Origin of the sequence: Tepidicaulis sp. (assembly GCF_965222285.1) — a bacterium.
Lineage (GTDB): Bacteria > Pseudomonadota > Alphaproteobacteria > Parvibaculales > Parvibaculaceae > Tepidicaulis.
In genome coordinates, this window is the sequence record NZ_OZ244942.1 from 1601136 (window position 1) to 1616368 (window position 15233).

Here is a 15233-nt window from a genome sequence, read left to right on the forward strand (position 1 = left end):
TGCGCCGGGGGTTTTTCAACATCCCCGAAACATGCCAGAAATAGGAACCGGATTCACGAAAACAAAGGCCGCAATCCCATGAAAAGGCGGCGGGACCGGACGCGAGGAGGAAAGATGACTGGCGCTGACGTGCATTTTCCCGGACGGAGGCTCGCATGAGCGCGGCACCGGAAGAGCTGGCCGCTGATCTGGCCCGGGTGATGGACCAAAAGGTCGAGACCCTGAACGGTATCGAGAACTTGAAACGCCTGTCGGGGGGCGCGAGCCAGGAGACCTGGGCCTTTGATGGCACGACACCCAAGGGCTCCCTGCCCCTTATTCTCCGCCGTGCGCCGGGTGGCACCGCCGCCTCGAAACGGGAAACCGCCGTGCCGCTTGCAACCGAAGCCGCCCTCATCCGCCTTGCGGAGAAAGCCGGCGTACCGGTGCCCCCGGTGCGCTATGTCCTGGAAGACGAAGACGGCCTCGGCCCGGGCTTTGTCATGGACCGGGTGGAGGGCGAAACCATCGCCCGGAAGATATTGCGTGATGAGGCCTATGCCGCGGCCCGCCCGAAGCTTGCCCGCCAATGCGGGGAAATGTTGGCAAAACTCCATTCCGTGCCGATGGAGACGCTGCCGGAGCTGCGCCATTCGCCGGCCGCTGCCGAGATCAAGCAATATTGGGAAACCTATAAAACCCATGGCCACCCCCACCCCGTCTTCGAGCTTGCCTTTAAATGGCTCAGGGACAATGTGCCGGATGAAGACCGCATCACGCTGGTGCATGGCGACTTCCGGAACGGCAATCTGATGATCGGGGAAGACGGCGTGCGCGCCGTGCTCGATTGGGAGCTCGCGCATATGGGCGATCCGATGGAAGATCTCGGCTGGATCTGCGTCAATTCCTGGCGCTTCGGCAATATCGATCAGCCGGTCGGCGGTTTCGGCCAGCGGGAGGATATGTTTGCCGGTTATGAAGCAGCAGGCGGCCCGCCTGTCGATCCCGGGCGGGTGCGCTTCTGGGAAATCCTCGGCACGCTGAAATGGGGCATCATGTGCACGCTCATGTATGAAGCCTTCAAGACCGGCATGGACCGCTCCGTCGAACGCGCTGCCATTGGCCGGCGATCGTCGGAAACCGAGATAGACCTCCTTCACCTCTTGCTGCCGAGGAGCTGACCCATGCAGGACATGCCGAAATCGTCGGAAATCGTGGAAGTCGTGAGCGAGTTCATGCGCCAGCACGTCTTGCCGCAATTGCAGGGCCACACAGCCTTCCATGCCCTCGTGGCCGCCAATGCGCTCGACATCGTCAAGCGCGAGCTTGCTATAGCCCCGCAGGCGAATGAAGCTGAAAAGGCGCGGCTTGAAAAGCTGCTGGGCAAAGAAGGCACGCTTGAAGAATTGAACCGGCTCCTTTGTACGCGTATCGAAGCGGGCGATGTGACTGCGGACACGCCCGGCCTTGCCGATCATCTATGGGAGACGACGCTGACGAAGCTCGCCATCGATCAGCCGAAATATTCCGGCTACCGGCGCGCCAAAGGAGAAATCTGAGGGAGGAGCGCATGGCGCTTGTCACACAGCGGCGCGAAAAATCCGCCGCCATCATCACCTTCGCCAACCCGCCGCGCGGCTATATGAACGCCGCGCAGGTGGCGGAGCTTGCTAAGCTGATTGAGGAAATCGAGCTCGATGCAAGCGTGCGTACGGTAATCTTTACCGGCGGCGTGCCCGGCGTGTTCGTCCGGCATTACGATGTGGGCGATATTCTGGAAGCGGCGGGCGCCGTGCGCAAATCCGGCCTCGATGGCGCGGCGCTTATGGAGGCGGGCAAGCGCGGCAATCCCATCTCTCAGCTCTTCGACAAGATCGACGGGCTCAACATCCCCACCATTGCCGCCATCAACGGCTATTGCCAGGGCGGCGGGTTTGAGTTCGCGCTCTGCTGCGACATCCGCATTGCCGAGGAAGGAGATTACCGCATCGGCCTGCCGGAAACGAATATCGGTATCTTTCCGGGCGCGGGTGGCACGCAGCGCCTGCCCCGCGTCATCGGCGAGGCAAAGGCGCTGGAACTCATCCTGAAGGGCGAAACCCTGCCACCGCAGGAAGCGGCCGAGGCCGGGCTCGTGCATGAATTCGTTCCCATGGGCGGCGCGCTTTCAAGGGCGCTGGAGATTGCGGAGAATTTCGCCGCCAAGATGCCGCGAGCGCTTGCCGAAGCCAAGCAGCTTGTGAAAGGCGCGGCGCGCGGGCCCTTGTCTGAGGGCTGCGCCGAAGAGCGCGGGCGCTTTTCCCGGCTGCTTTTGGAAGATGACGAGGCCCTGCGCCTTATGCAAGACTTCCAGAACGGAACTCAGGAAATCAATAAGGCGTAAGCGATTATGTTCAGGAAGTTTGTTTACGGGCTGGCCGCCCTTCTGGTCGTCGGCGCCGTTACCGTGCTTTATCTTTCCATGAACCCGGATGTCGCGCAGCGCCTTTTCTTGAAACCGGGCGCGCCTTTCGACGTCGCCAGCGCCCCGCCCGCGCCCGATTACAAGCGTCCTGAAAGTTGGGCTTCCCTGCCCAATATGGAAGACCCTGCCGACACGCTCATTCCGGGCAGCGGCTATGAAGACGGCCAGGCCGATGCGCAAGTGGATGTCTTTTTCATTCATCCCACGACCTATTACAGCAAGGACGGCTGGAACGCGGCCTATGACGAAGGCGGCGAGACGCGCGAGCTTTTAGAGGCTGGCGTGCTGCGCTTTCAGGCAAGCACCTTTAACGGCGATGCCCGCATTTATGCGCCGCGCTACCGCCAGGCGACGCTCTACTCCTTCATGGGTGAAGGGGAAGACGAGCAAAAAGCCCTCGCCTTTGCTTATGAAGATGTCGCCCGCGCCTTCCGCTATTTCATCGAGACATATAATCAAGGCCGGCCCTTTATCCTTGCCGCTCACAGCCAGGGTTCGCTGCATGGCATGAGGCTTCTGCAGGAACGTATTGCCGGAACCCCGCTCGCCAACCGCATGGTAGCAGCTTATCTCGTCGGCTATTCGATCCCCGAAGATATGGGCCGCGATGACTTGCGCCCCTGCAAGGAGGCTTACAGCACGGGCTGCTATCTCAACTGGAATTCCATCAGCGCGGAAGCGGACCGGAACGGCTGGACACAGAGCAATAAGATTTGGCTGAACGGGGAAATGACGACCATGGCCGGACACAGGCTTACGTGCGTTAATCCCCTGACCGGAACGAAAGACGGCAAAGCCGGCGCGGAGAAAAACCTTGGCGGCCTTCCCTTCGCAGAAGCGGACAGCCAAATGCCTGAACTCATTCCTAGTGTCAGCGATGCGGCTTGCGAGAGCGGTGTTCTTATCGTTAATCCGGACGAAGACAGAGGCGATTTTTCCTACGGTGTCTTCGACGGAGACTTCCACATTTACGATTACAATCTTTTTTACGCGAATATTAGACAAGACATCCGCACACGAATTGGTGCATTCTGGAAAAGGTGATCGGCAGACGGGTTTGTAACCAGATCAGACTTGGGGGAGCAAGGATGATCCGCGATGCCGTATCGCCCGCAAAAGCTGACATCTTCCGATATTCATCCTGCTCATCCTGTGGGTGTTTTTCTGCGCTATTACCGCGCAGCCGCCGATGAGCGCGGCTATTTGCTGCGCGACAATTTCGACCCTTCCCGCGTGCCCGGCACGCTGAACTGGCTCGCCGTTTTCGAATGCGTTTTCGATGGAGAAGATGAAAAATTTCTCTGCACGCTATGCGGCGCGGGCGCGAGCGATCTCTTCGGTTATGACTATACCGGCAACTTGCTCGGCGAAATGATGCCGCGTCAGGCGGCCGAGTGGCGCCTCAGGGAATTCAGAGAGGTCATGAGTGACGCCCGTCCCCGCTTCACCCGTGCAAGCTTGCCGGATGCAGAGCGGGATTTCATCACGCTTATTCGCGGTGTTTTTCCGGTATCGAAATCTTCAGCGCGTATAGATGAAATCATGCTTGTCGCCGCACCGGAGGAAACGCGTATTTCATCTTATGTTGCAACGTAAACGGATGGATGACGTGCGCTCGTTTGCGCTCTACACTTATTGCTATATGCAATTGCCGCAAAGAAACAAAAACAAAGATTATGGTTCTTAATCCGATCCAGCTCGCCGATCTCGATCCCCGTCATCCCGTTGCCGTTTATGCCGCCTATCATCAAAAGAAGATGGGTGCGGACAACCTTCTGTTGAAGGACAATTTCGACCCGATCGATCTGCCAAAGGTCCTGCCCTGGATGATGATCCTGGACAAAACCGGCGATCCGGCGGACCCGCAATTTCTCTACAGGCTGGCCGGCACCGGCTGCCGGGAAATCTTCGGGATCGATTATACGGGCAAGCTTTTGGGCGATAATTTGCCTGCGGATGCAGCCGAGCAGCGGCGCGAAGAAATTCTCGATGTGATGGAACGCCGAACCCCGAGCATTACCCGCACGGCCATTCCGCTTGCCGGGCGGGAATTCATGACCATCATTCGCGGTGTTTTTGCGGTATCCAGCGATGGGGAAACGATAGACCGCATCCACATCATCATTGCGCCGGAAAGCCAGCACCTGCGCAATACATAAAAAGCCGGGCGCAAGGGCCCGGCTTTCGTGTGATTTCATATGCAGCGGCTTTAAACGCCTTCGAGCCCGACAATCGCGACCGAGCACACATTCTGTGACGGCGAGCCGCCCAGATTGTGGGTCAGGCCGATTTTCGGATTGGCAAGCTGGCGCTCTCCGGCGCGACCCTGGAGCTGCAAATACATCTCATAAGCCATGCGCAGCCCGCTCGCCCCGATCGGGTGACCGAAGCACTTCAGGCCGCCATCGATCTGGCAGGGAACCGTACCGCTGGAATCATAAAACCCGTCCATCACGTCTTTCACCGCGCCGCCCTCGGGCGAAATGAAAAGGTCTTCCATCGTGACAAGCTCCGTGATCGAGAAACAGTCATGCACCTCGATCATGGAAACTTCTTCGCGCGGCTTTTCGATGCCCGCTTCCTGATAGGCTTTCTTGGCGGCTATGCGCGCCGTGTGGAAGTAAGAGCCGTCCCAGGAGTTGTGCTGGGATTCAAGCCCGTTCGACACGGAAAGCTGCATGGCCTTGATCGTCACGAGATCCTTCTTGCCCATTGCCTTGGCGATTTCCGGTGTGGTGACGATGGCGGCGGCCGCCCCGTCAGAAACACCGCAGCAATCGAACAGGCCGAGCGGTTCGGCAATCATCGGCGCGTTTAGGGCCTGATCTTCCGAAATCTCATTGCGCAGATGCGCTTTTGGGTTCTTCGAACCGTTGGCATGGCTCTTGACCGAGACATGGGCGATGGCGCGTTTCAGGTCTTCTTTCGCAATGCCGTGCTTTGCCCGGTAGGCGGAAGCAAGCTGCGCGAAATTACCCGGCGCAGAACCGTTCGGCGCCCATTGCGGGTTGAGCGTGCCGGGATTGGAAACGGGAAGCCCGCCATAACCCGTATCCTTCAGCTTTTCCACACCGAGCGCGAGCGCGATATCCGCCGCGCCTGAGGCAACGGCATAAACCGCGCCGCGCAGGGCTTCGGAGCCAGAAGCGCAGAAGTTCTCAACGCGCGTCACCGCGATATTCGGCAGACGCAGCGCGAGCGAGAGCGGCGTGCCGCCCTTGCCGGTGCCGATCTCATCGATATGCGTGGAGAACCAGGCCGCGTCGAGCTGCGTCGGCTCGATGCCCGCATCCTGCATCGCCTCCAGATAGGCTTCCACCATCAGTTCTTCCGGGCCGGTGTCCCAGCGTTCGCCGAATTTCGAGCATCCCATGCCCAGAATTGCGACCTTGTCCTTAATACCACGTGCCATGTTTCTCTCCCTTTGGGTGCCAGTATTGGTAAACCGGTCGCTTATTCGGCGGCCCGACCTGTGTTTTGGCCCGTTGCTTGAACTGTTGCAGAAGAGCGGACGGGAACCGCCTTCCAGAAATAGCGTTTGAAGCCGCGCTTCTCGTCCACGTCCTTGACGCGGAAAACCATCTTCACTTCCATACCGGACTCAACCTCGCCCGGCGCGACATCGGTGATGTCCATGAAAATGCGCCCGCCGCCCTCGAAGACGATCATGCCGTAATGATTGGGCGGGGACATGGAGAAGGTCAGATAATCTGCCGACCAGGAAAGGATCGAGGCTTTCCGCTCGGCGAACTTATATGGCTCCTGCGTATCGACGGCGGGGTTGTTCGGGTTCACGGAGATGCGTGAGCGCGGAAATTGCACATTGCCCGTTTCCGTGCAGCGCCCGCCGACGAGACCGAGGATCATGTCCTCATTGCGGTAAAGTGTGGTGAGCGCGGTTTTCTTGTCCTGCTCAGCGCGCATGCCTTTTTCCCATTCGACAAGCCCGTTAAAGGTCAGGAACTTCATGTAATTGGTTTCTTCCTGGCGGTCGGCAAGCGAGCCTGTAATGCCGCGCCGGTCATCCATGCTGGAAAGCTTGTCCGTCGTCTCGAAGATCAACGCGTCTGCGCCGCCGCCGAATTGAGCGAGTAGAATTTTCTCACCGGGTTTTGCTTCCTGCAGCGCATGAACAAGCATGACGAGGCCGTGGGCCGCGCCCGTTTCCCCGCAATTGGCGGCGAGATTGTCCCGTACCTTTTCCGCCGGGATGCCGAGTTTCTTGGCCACCGATTGGGGCACTTTGGGCAGGGTGCACGGCAGAATGAAGTGGTCGATGTCAGCGGCCTCAAGGCCTGCCTCCTTCAGCGCCCCTTCCACGGCCTGAGGAATAATCTTCAGATAGCCTTCATCGCGGATCCAGCGCTCTTCCCAATTATAGTCGAACTCTTCATGGGCGCCGCGGAAGTGGTCGACGAAATCCACGGTCAACGAATGTGCGCCGAGGAACTTCGCAATGACATTCTCGCCGCCGACGCTGAGTGCCGCCGCCCCGTCCCCGAAATCGAGCTCCTGCGGACTGACGGCGCGCGCCTTGCGCTTGTCCGAGGCGAGCACCAACGCGTTCTTGGCCGCGCCCGCCTTTGCCGCGTGAAGCGCCTGCAAGAGCGCGCTCGTCCCCGCCCGCTGGGTGGAGGTGATGTCCACGGCCTGAATGCCTTTCTCAAGGGTGAGTGCGGCGGAAATGATCCCCGCATTCAGCCGGTCGGCGAAAGGCTGTGTTGTCGTGCCGAAATAAAGCGCATCCACGTGGGAACGATCGTCATCCGGGCCCAGAAGGTCACGCGCCGCTTCCACGGCCATGGTGATCGTATCCTCGTCCCAATTCGCCATGGACCGCTCGCCCTTGCCTTTCCCGGCAAGGTTGGGGGCAACCCAGGCATTGGCCGTGGTGATTGCTTTGCGCTGCAGACGCAGGCGCGGAATATAGCCGCCCAGCGCGGTAAGCCCGATTTCTCCGCTCATGACCGTTCTTCCCTGTTGTTGTTGGCCTTTTTCGGCCGCTTTTCAGGCAGTCTAGCTGTATTTACCGGCGGGCGACAATATCGCCGCCGGACCGGTTTTCTCGGCATTTCGCCTATGCGTCAAAGAGAAAGGAGACGCTGCGTCAAATACGCGGCGCGCCTTGAAGCGGGCCCGTTTTCCCCCATTTCTGGAAGGAATCGCGGGCACGCTCTCCATCACATTTTAGCGGTTTGGTGAGGGATACGCGCCAGGATAAAATGAGAGGTAATGAGGCGTCTTCGCGCCTCTGAAACCGGCAGCGGACTGACATGGCGTATCGCAACATCTTTTTGATCGCATTCGGCTGGATTTGCGTCGGCCTCGGTATCGTCGGCGCAGTGCTGCCGGTTATGCCGACCACGGTCTTTTTGCTGATTGCCGCCTGGGCCTTCGCCAAGGGCTCGCCCCGGCTCCATGGCTGGCTCTTGGATCATCCGCGCCTTGGCTCTTATATCCGCGACTGGGAGCTTTACGGCGCCATACCTCTGCGCGGGAAGATAACAGCGCTGGTGATGATCAGCCTTTCGGCAAGCTGGCTGCTGTTCTTTTCGGCCCTGCCCGCCATTGCCATCGGCGGCACATTGGCGGTGCTTACCTGCGTGTTGATCTTCATTTTCACTCGCCCGTCGGCCGCACCTGAAGGCGAGATTTAAGCGCTATTGGGATGCAGCGGAGGCGCGTTTTACGAAACAGTCAGTGCCTTCTGCTTTCAGAGACTGGCAAAGCCCCTCGGCCTTCGAAAAGCCGCTGAAAGCCCCAATCTGCAGGCGGTAGTAAAGCCCCTTCTCACCCAGATCCGCCTCTACGATGTAAGGCTGCAAATCCTTGAGCAGCGCCGGGTGCTTGGCGGTCGCCTTCGTCCAGGAAGCACTGGCATCGCTGGGCGAGCGGAAAGAACCGATCTGTACGCGGTAAGTCGGCAGCGCCCCGGCATCGTTCTGCACGGGCTCATCGGCACTTGCCTGGGCATAACGCAGCGCATTGGCCTGGCTTTGCAACGCCGCCGTTGCGGGGCGGGAGGCTGGCGGCAGGCTGCCCGTTAGGGAACGGTCGGCGGGTACAGCCGGTTTTTTGAGACTGACCTGCCCCTGCGGCACGCCATTGGCGGCTGCCGCATAGCGGATGACAGTCGCTTCCCAGCCGCTGAGGCTCGCAAGCTGCACGTCTTTTGTCCCGGAAGCGGACCACGGGTCCTGCGCCGCTGAGGCAGCTTGAGGCGTACTTTCCTCGATCGGTGCGCGGGACGGCGCGGCGAGCGGAGAAGCGGCTTCTGCGGTTTTGGCCGGCTCGGGCTGCGCAGGCGGGTTTTCAGGAAGCGCCTGTTCGAGCCGTGCAACCTGAATCTGCGGTGCGCGAATTTCCTCGAGCGCTAGGGAACGGCTGCGCGGTAGAGGCGCAGCGGCGGCAGGCGCAATGGCTGCGGTGCGGGCCGGTTCTTGCATGCCGGGTTGCGGTTTGGGCTCGCTCAGCGCTGCCGAGGCGCCGATGGGCGAGAGGCTCTGCACTTCAAGCGGCGTTTGCTTTTGTGCAGGAAGCACGGGCAGCGGCGCCACGGGTTTGTTTTCGGCAAGCTTCTCGGGTGTCAATTGCGGCGCCATGGCGCTCAGCGTTTCGCGCGCCAGCGCGAAAGAAGGATCGAGGGCAACGGCCCGCTCGATATCTTCAACCGCGCCGAGTTTGTCGCCATTCGCATCTTTCGCCATGCCGCGCCCGAAAAAGGAAAGCGCGGCGCGCTTGCCCATATTGGCATCGATCGCTGCATTATAATCAGCAATGGCTTCGCCGTAGCGGCCCTGCTGGCGGCGGATATTGGCGCGGTTATGATAGGCGACGGCGTAATCTGGATTGAGCTCCAGCGCTTTGGAATAGTCCTTCTCGGCGCGGGCGGCATCGCCCGTTCGCGAGTAAGCGGCAGCGCGGTTGTAATAAGCGCGCGGCAGAATATCGGCCGGCAGCGCATCGCGCCAAATGGCATTGGTGTAATCGGCAACCGCGTGACCCGGCTGAGCGAGCTGTAGATTGGCGATGCCGCGATGATGGTAGGCCAGCGCCTCGCCTTCCGCCGAAAGGCCGCCCGATTGCAGGGCTTTGTCGAGATAGTCGAGAGCAGCGCGCGCATTGCCCGATTGCAGCGCGGCGGTGCCGGCATTCAGCGCGGCAATCGCCCCGCCTCCGGTCTCGCTCGTGCCGCCGGAAAAGCCGGTTTCACCAGCGCGCACGCTGGTGCCCGCGCCCGCCATTAGAAGCGTCAGCGCGATAGCGGAAACCATGTTCAGCCTGAAAAACAAACGCCGCATTTTGGTCCTCGACCCCTCCCCGCAAAATAAATAGCACGAAGACCCTATCGCAAGCAGATTGCCGCGGTATTTAGCGGAAATCCGCCAATTAATTAAAGTTTTCAGGTCTCGCTTAAGGGGGAGTCGCGGTTTTGCCGGGAAATAAGCAGCATTGATTCGGCTTATTCCACCGTCACGGATTTGGCGAGGTTGCGCGGCTGGTCCACATCCGTGCCTTTGGCAAGGGCCGTGTGGTAGGCCAGCAATTGCACCGGCAGGGAATAGATCAGCGGCGCGGTGAGCCCGTCGCATTCAGGAACTTCGATCACGGCAACGGCATCCTTGCCCGCTTCCTCGATCCCCTTCTTATCGGAGATCAGGATGACCCGGCCGCCGCGCGCCATGACGACCTGCATGTTGGAAACGGTTTTGTCGAAGAGAATGGTGCTGGGCGCGACCACGACGACGGGCACGTTTTCATCCACCAGCGCTACCGGGCCGTGCTTGAGCTCGCCCGCTGCATAGCCTTCGGCGTGAATATAGGAAATTTCCTTGAGCTTCAGCGCGCCTTCAAGCGCCATAGGATACATCGGCCCGCGTCCGAGATAGAGCACATCACGCGCCTTGGAAAGATTATGGGCAAGGCCCTGGATGAGATCGTCATGGGCCAGGACATCCGACATGAGGCGCGGAACTTCCATCAGCCGGCGCACGGAAAGACGCTCTTCGGCCTCATTAAGATGACCGCGCGCCTTGGCCGCTTCCAGTGCCAGAAGCGCTAGCACCGTGAGCTGGCAAGTAAAGGCTTTGGTGGAGGCAACGCCGATTTCCGGTCCCGCATAGGTCGGCACGATGGCATCGGATTCCCGGGCGATAGAGCTTTCCGTCACATTGACGATGGAGATGATCTTCTGCCCCTGCTCCCGGCAATAGCGAAGCGCGGCAAGTGTGTCCGCCGTTTCACCGGACTGAGAAACAAAGACGGCAAGCCCGTTTTCCGGCATGGGCGCTTCGCGGTAGCGGAACTCGGAAGCGATATCGACTTCGACAGGCAGGCGGGCAAGCTGCTCGAACCAATACTTGGCGACATGGCCTGCATAAGATGCGGTGCCGCAGGCAACGATAGTAACTCTGCTCAGTGTTGAAAAATCGACAGGCAGGGAAGGTAGCGCCAGACGGTTGTCCATCGTGTCGATATATTCGGTCAGCGTATGGCCAATCACCTCGGGCTGTTCGAAGATTTCCTTTGCCATGAAATGCCGGTGGTTGCCCTTACCGACAAGTGCTGCACTCGCATCGGTGATTTTCACCGGACGGTCGACTTTTTTGCCGTCCGCATCATAGACCGTCACGCCGCCGCGTTTAACGATGGCCCAGTCGCCTTCTTCCAGGAACGCCACCCGGTTCGTCATCGGCGCGAGCGCAAAGGCGTCGGAGCCGAGATACATTTCCCCGTCGCCATAGCCAATGGCGAGCGGGCTGCCCTTGCGCGCGCCGATCATCAAATCTTCTTCGCCGCGAAAGAGAATGCAGAGCGCAAAAGCGCCCTCCAGGCGGCTGAGCGTTTGGGAGGCGGCATCGATGGCGCTGGCGCCCGCCTTCATGGCCTGGGTGATGAGATGAGCGACGATCTCCGTATCAGTGTCGCTGGTGAAGGTCACACCGTCAGCTTCAAGTTCGGCGCGCAGCTCGCGGAAATTTTCGATGATGCCGTTATGGACCAGCGCCACTTTGTCTGTGATATGTGGATGGGCGTTCTTCTCGGAGGCCGGCCCATGAGTTGCCCAGCGCGTGTGGCCGATGCCGGCCGTGCCGTCGAGCGGGCTTGCGGTGAGCACGGCATCGAGTGCGGTCAGTTTGCCGACGGCGCGACGGCGGTCGATTTCGCCATTGACTAGCGTGGCGATCCCGGCGGAATCATAGCCGCGATATTCAAGCCGCTTCAGCGCATCCAGAATGACAGGAGCTGCTGGCTGGGTGCCTAGAACGCCGACAATGCCGCACATAATATTCCCCGGTTGGTTTGGGTCTTAAGAGGATTTGGTTTTTTCTTTGGAAGCGCGAAAACTCGCCGCCCATCCTTTTTTCTCGAACTGCTTGCCACGCGCTACGGCGAGCGCATCCGGCTCGACATCCTTCGTCACGACGCTGCCCGAGCCCACATAGGCACCGGCGCCGATGGAAACCGGCGCGACGAGCGAGCTGTTCGAGCCGACAAAGGCGCCGTCGCCGATATCGGTAAAGTGCTTGTCATAGCCATCGTAGTTGCAGGTGATGGTGCCGGCCCCGATATTGGCTTCCACGCCGACGCGCGCATCGCCGATATAGGACAGATGGCTGATCTTGGCCCCGTCCTCGACCTTGGCTTTTTTCGTTTCGACGAAATTGCCGATCTTGGCTTTCTTGCCGACATCGGTGCCGGGGCGCAAACGGGCGAAGGGGCCGACCTGGGCGCCTGCACCGACATGCACGCCTTCCAGATGGCTGAAGGGTTTGACCTCTGCCCAATCCTCGACGTGAACGCCGGGGCCGAAGACGACATTCTGCCCAATCAGCACATCGCGCCCGAGCCGCGTATCATGGCTGAAATAGACCGTGGACGGATCGAGCAGCGTCGCGCCTTCCAGAAGCGCCTTCTCGCGCATCCGGTCCTGAAAGATTTCTTCCGCAACCGCGAGATCGAGCCGGCTGTTGATGCCGAGAATTTCTTCTTCGGGGCATTCGATGACGCACATGGAAAGTCCGCGTGCCCGCGCCTCTCCGGCAATATCGGTCAGATAATATTCGCCTTGCGCATTATCCGGCTTGAGATCGTTCAGAAGCTCGAAAAGCAGCGGCGTGCGCACGGCCATGGCCCCGCCATTGCAAAGGTCGATAGCGGCTTCTTCGGGGCTTGCATCCTTCGCCTCGACGATCTTGATGAGCGCGCCTTCTTCGTTCAGCACCAGGCGGCCATAGGGCGCCGGGTCGTCGGCCTGAAAGCCGAGCACCACGACATCGTTTCCGTTTGCGCAGGTCTGCTGCATCCGCGTCAGTGTTTCAGGCGTGATAAGCGGCGTATCGCCAAAGACCACGACAGCAACGCCTTCGAAGCCCGAGAGCACCTCTTCAGCAGCTTTGACCGCATCGCCCGTGCCGTTCTGCTCTTTCTGGTAGGCAATATGACTTGCCCCCTCTGCCAGCGCATAATCAGCAACAGCGTCCATACCGGGCGCGAGGACTGTGATGGTCTTATCGCTTGCGCAAGCCGAAGCCGCGCTCAGGACATGGCCGAGCATGGCTTTGCCGCCAAGCTCATGCAGGACTTTCGGACGGGCCGATTTCATTCGCGTGCCCTTGCCGGCGGCAAGAACGATAATGGCTGAATTGATCACTGACATATATTTTGATCGCTAAAGAAATGAATGCCGAATCCCCCGTAACCGGCAGCACAACCTGTCACAGATCGGGGATATTTAAGAAATAAAATAATATTTCAGGTTTTAACACCCGCCCGCGCCTTTAACCTAAACGGAAAAAGGCTGCCGCAGAAAGCTGGCCTTACGCGGAGGGGTCGTCATGCATGGGAAAGGCTGAAGAGGCTTCCTGATTTTCGAGCCGGTCAGCGCGGGTAGCGAAATCCGGTAAAATCCGCTCCAGAAGCTCCCTCGTGTGCTGATGATCCGATTTGAGTGCCGCCTCGATCAGCGAATCGAGCATTTTTCCCACAAAAGCTTCTTCGGGAACCCGGGGCCGGGCCAGCATAATCGCCTCATGCGAACTGTTGACCAGCGCTTCTTGGTGCTGGAAGAGGATTTCGTAGAGCCGCTCACCGGGGCGGAGGCCGGTAATTTCGATCTCGATATCTTTATCGGGCTGCAGACCGGCAAGACGGATCATCTGGCGGGCCATATCGAGAATATTGACGGGCTCGCCCATATCCAGAACCGCAATGCCGCCGCCCTCTTCAAGCATTGTATCGCGCAACGTAGATGCCTGAAGCACCAACTCGACCGCCTCACGGATGGTCATGAAATACCGGGTCATGCGCGGATCGGTCACCGTCAAAGGCCCGCCCTGCTCCAACTGCCTTTGGAAAAGCGGCACAACGGAGCCCGCAGAGCCCAGCACATTGCCGAAGCGCACGGTGACGAAGCGTGTGCCGCCCTGTTCGCGCCCGCGAATGTCCTGTGCTTGGCAATAGGTTTCGGCGATACGCTTCGAGGCGCCCATGACGCTGACGGGCTGAACCGCCTTGTCCGTCGAAATCATTACCATCATCTGTACATGATGGGCGGTGCAGGCATCGGCGACATTGCGCGTGCCCATGACATTCGTCAGCACCGCCTCGGAAGGTTGTGATTCCAGAAGCGGCACATGTTTAAGTGCTGCAGCATGGAAAACGATTTCCGGTTTCTCGCGGTCGAAAGTTTCGAAAAGCGATTTCCGGTCGCGTACATTTACCAGCAATGCCTGACGTTCGATCGCCGGAAAACGCCGGGCCATTTCACCGTCTATCTCAAAGAGATTGTATTCGCTGGCATCGACCAGCGTCAGCTGCGAGGGGGTGAAAGCCGCGATCTGGCGGACTAGCTCGGAACCAATACTGCCCCCTGCCCCGGTTATCAGCACCCGCTTGCCGGTCAAAAGCGCTGCCATCGCGCTGCGGTCGAGCCTTGCCTGGGGGCGGCTGAGAAGATCCTCAACATTGACCGGCTGCACCGTGATCCGGTTGCTATCGGCATTCTGCAGCTGGGACATTTCAGGCAATCGGGAAAGACGAATGCCTTCTTCCTCCGTCAGTTCCAGAAGCTTTTTGACCGGCTCCCCTTTTAAAGAAGGATCGGAAAGGATGAGATGGCCGATATGGGCGCCGCGCCCGCGCAGGCGGCGCAGGATGGGGCCGATTTCATTCAATCCGCCCAAAATCTTGACGCCGCGGATGCGGCTGCCCACCGGGCGTTCATTGTCCGCATTGATCAGGCCGGAAACATGATAAGGCGCAGCGTCGACGCGCGACATTTTCCGGATAAAAGCCTCGGCTTCATCGGTTGCACCGATGAGTAGCACATTTAGTTGCTGGTCTTTGGGCGCTCCTTTGGCAAAGCCGGGCTGGCGTTCGTGCCAAAGGCGGAAGACCAGGCGGCTGCCGATGAAAAGCCCGCCAAGGCAAAGAATATTGATGCCGATAAAGGAACGGGGAAACCCGTCGAGCCGCGTCGTCAGAAAGAGGACCGCAAGAAAAATCAAGTTGATCAGCGCAGCCGTGCGCGCCAGCAGGATCGCATCATCCACCGATACCCAGCGCCAGGCAATGCGCCCGTGGCGCGAGAAGAAAATCGTAACTGTAGCAATCCCGATAAAAATGCCGGTCGCCAGCACCGTCAAATCGAAACGTTCCATCAGGCCATCGAACCCTACCCGCAAGGCAAGCGAGATCGGGACGGACAGAGCTGCCAGGGAAATATCTATGGCTAGAATGGCCGCATTTCTGAATCTATGGGAGATCGCCATCGGCGGGATCCATCATC

13 protein-coding genes are annotated in these 15233 nt (G+C 59.5%); 7 read left to right on the forward strand and 6 right to left on the reverse strand.

Annotation, left to right across the window (positions count from 1 at the left end):
- The first annotated feature begins 200 nt into the window (after positions 1–200).
- The 6 genes from ACOQOT_RS07520 (at position 201) to ACOQOT_RS07545 (ending at position 4602) form a co-directional block, all read left to right on the forward strand.
- Positions 201–1160, forward strand: coding sequence for a phosphotransferase family protein (locus ACOQOT_RS07520; protein WP_420561925.1), 960 nt, complete (start codon positions 201–203; stop codon positions 1158–1160).
- Positions 1161–1163: 3 nt separating this feature from the next.
- On the forward strand, positions 1164–1538 hold the full coding sequence (locus tag ACOQOT_RS07525; RefSeq protein WP_420561718.1) for a DUF6285 domain-containing protein: 375 nt from the start codon (positions 1164–1166) through the stop codon (positions 1536–1538).
- An 11-nt stretch (positions 1539–1549) separates the two neighbouring features.
- Positions 1550–2362, forward strand: coding sequence for an enoyl-CoA hydratase/isomerase family protein (locus ACOQOT_RS07530; protein ID WP_420561719.1), 813 nt, complete (start codon positions 1550–1552; stop codon positions 2360–2362).
- Between the two features lie 6 nt (positions 2363–2368).
- Positions 2369–3487, forward strand: a complete 1119-nt coding sequence (locus ACOQOT_RS07535; protein ID WP_420561720.1) for a DUF3089 domain-containing protein — start codon at positions 2369–2371, stop codon at positions 3485–3487.
- A gap of 54 nt (positions 3488–3541) precedes the next feature.
- On the forward strand, positions 3542–4039 hold the full coding sequence (locus tag ACOQOT_RS07540; protein ID WP_420561721.1) for a hypothetical protein: 498 nt from the start codon (positions 3542–3544) through the stop codon (positions 4037–4039).
- A gap of 80 nt (positions 4040–4119) precedes the next feature.
- On the forward strand, positions 4120–4602 hold the full coding sequence (locus tag ACOQOT_RS07545; RefSeq protein ID WP_420561722.1) for a PAS domain-containing protein: 483 nt from the start codon (positions 4120–4122) through the stop codon (positions 4600–4602).
- Between the two features lie 50 nt (positions 4603–4652).
- Here the strand turns inward: ACOQOT_RS07545 and ACOQOT_RS07550 are convergent, their stop codons facing one another.
- Positions 4653–5855, reverse strand: a complete 1203-nt coding sequence (locus tag ACOQOT_RS07550; protein ID WP_420561723.1) for an acetyl-CoA acetyltransferase — start codon at positions 5853–5855, stop codon at positions 4653–4655.
- Between the two features lie 41 nt (positions 5856–5896).
- The gene (locus ACOQOT_RS07555) at positions 5897–7408 is read right to left on the reverse strand and encodes a hydroxymethylglutaryl-CoA synthase family protein (protein ID WP_420561724.1); all 1512 of its coding nucleotides are present in this window, start codon (positions 7406–7408) and stop codon (positions 5897–5899) included.
- A gap of 308 nt (positions 7409–7716) precedes the next feature.
- On the opposite strand from ACOQOT_RS07555, the gene ACOQOT_RS07560 reads away from it, so the two are divergent.
- Entirely contained in the window at positions 7717–8100 is a 384-nt protein-coding gene (locus tag ACOQOT_RS07560) for a YbaN family protein (RefSeq protein WP_420561725.1), read from the forward strand.
- A gap of 3 nt (positions 8101–8103) precedes the next feature.
- On the opposite strand, the gene ACOQOT_RS07565 is transcribed toward ACOQOT_RS07560, so the two are convergent.
- The 4 genes from ACOQOT_RS07565 to ACOQOT_RS07580 all read right to left on the reverse strand — a co-directional run bounded on the left by ACOQOT_RS07565 (position 8104) and on the right by ACOQOT_RS07580 (position 15216).
- Positions 8104–9744 (reverse strand): tetratricopeptide repeat protein, encoded by a 1641-nt coding sequence (locus ACOQOT_RS07565; RefSeq protein WP_420561726.1) that lies wholly within the window; start codon positions 9742–9744, stop codon positions 8104–8106.
- Positions 9745–9905: 161 nt separating this feature from the next.
- Positions 9906–11729: a glutamine--fructose-6-phosphate transaminase (isomerizing) gene (glmS, locus tag ACOQOT_RS07570; protein WP_420561727.1), complete on the reverse strand. Its 1824-nt coding sequence runs from the start codon at positions 11727–11729 to the stop codon at positions 9906–9908.
- Positions 11730–11753: 24 nt separating this feature from the next.
- Positions 11754–13103 (reverse strand): bifunctional UDP-N-acetylglucosamine diphosphorylase/glucosamine-1-phosphate N-acetyltransferase GlmU, encoded by a 1350-nt coding sequence (gene glmU, locus ACOQOT_RS07575; protein ID WP_420561728.1) that lies wholly within the window; start codon positions 13101–13103, stop codon positions 11754–11756.
- Positions 13104–13263: 160 nt separating this feature from the next.
- The gene (locus ACOQOT_RS07580; protein WP_420561729.1) at positions 13264–15216 is read right to left on the reverse strand and encodes a polysaccharide biosynthesis protein; all 1953 of its coding nucleotides are present in this window, start codon (positions 15214–15216) and stop codon (positions 13264–13266) included.
- Between the last annotated feature and the right edge of the window lie 17 nt (positions 15217–15233).

Excerpts from the sequence above, each read along its gene's own strand:
- ACOQOT_RS07550 (WP_420561723.1), bottom strand. The coding sequence starts at position 5,855 with ATGGCACGTGGTATTAAGGACAAGGTCGCAATTCTGGGCATGGGATGC.
- ACOQOT_RS07545 (WP_420561722.1), top strand. The coding sequence starts at position 4,120 with ATGGTTCTTAATCCGATCCAGCTCGCCGATCTCGATCCCCGTCATCCC.
- ACOQOT_RS07555 (WP_420561724.1), bottom strand. The coding sequence starts at position 7,408 with ATGAGCGGAGAAATCGGGCTTACCGCGCTGGGCGGCTATATTCCGCGC.
- ACOQOT_RS07565 (WP_420561726.1), bottom strand. The coding sequence starts at position 9,744 with ATGCGGCGTTTGTTTTTCAGGCTGAACATGGTTTCCGCTATCGCGCTG.
- ACOQOT_RS07530 (WP_420561719.1), top strand. The coding sequence starts at position 1,550 with ATGGCGCTTGTCACACAGCGGCGCGAAAAATCCGCCGCCATCATCACC.
- ACOQOT_RS07535 (WP_420561720.1), top strand. The coding sequence starts at position 2,369 with ATGTTCAGGAAGTTTGTTTACGGGCTGGCCGCCCTTCTGGTCGTCGGC.
- ACOQOT_RS07560 (WP_420561725.1), top strand. The coding sequence starts at position 7,717 with ATGGCGTATCGCAACATCTTTTTGATCGCATTCGGCTGGATTTGCGTC.
- glmS (WP_420561727.1), bottom strand. The coding sequence starts at position 11,729 with ATGTGCGGCATTGTCGGCGTTCTAGGCACCCAGCCAGCAGCTCCTGTC.
- ACOQOT_RS07540 (WP_420561721.1), top strand. The coding sequence starts at position 3,542 with ATGCCGTATCGCCCGCAAAAGCTGACATCTTCCGATATTCATCCTGCT.
- glmU (WP_420561728.1), bottom strand. The coding sequence starts at position 13,103 with ATGTCAGTGATCAATTCAGCCATTATCGTTCTTGCCGCCGGCAAGGGC.
- ACOQOT_RS07580 (WP_420561729.1), bottom strand. The coding sequence starts at position 15,216 with ATGGCGATCTCCCATAGATTCAGAAATGCGGCCATTCTAGCCATAGAT.
- ACOQOT_RS07520 (WP_420561925.1), top strand. The coding sequence starts at position 201 with ATGGACCAAAAGGTCGAGACCCTGAACGGTATCGAGAACTTGAAACGC.
- ACOQOT_RS07525 (WP_420561718.1), top strand. The coding sequence starts at position 1,164 with ATGCAGGACATGCCGAAATCGTCGGAAATCGTGGAAGTCGTGAGCGAG.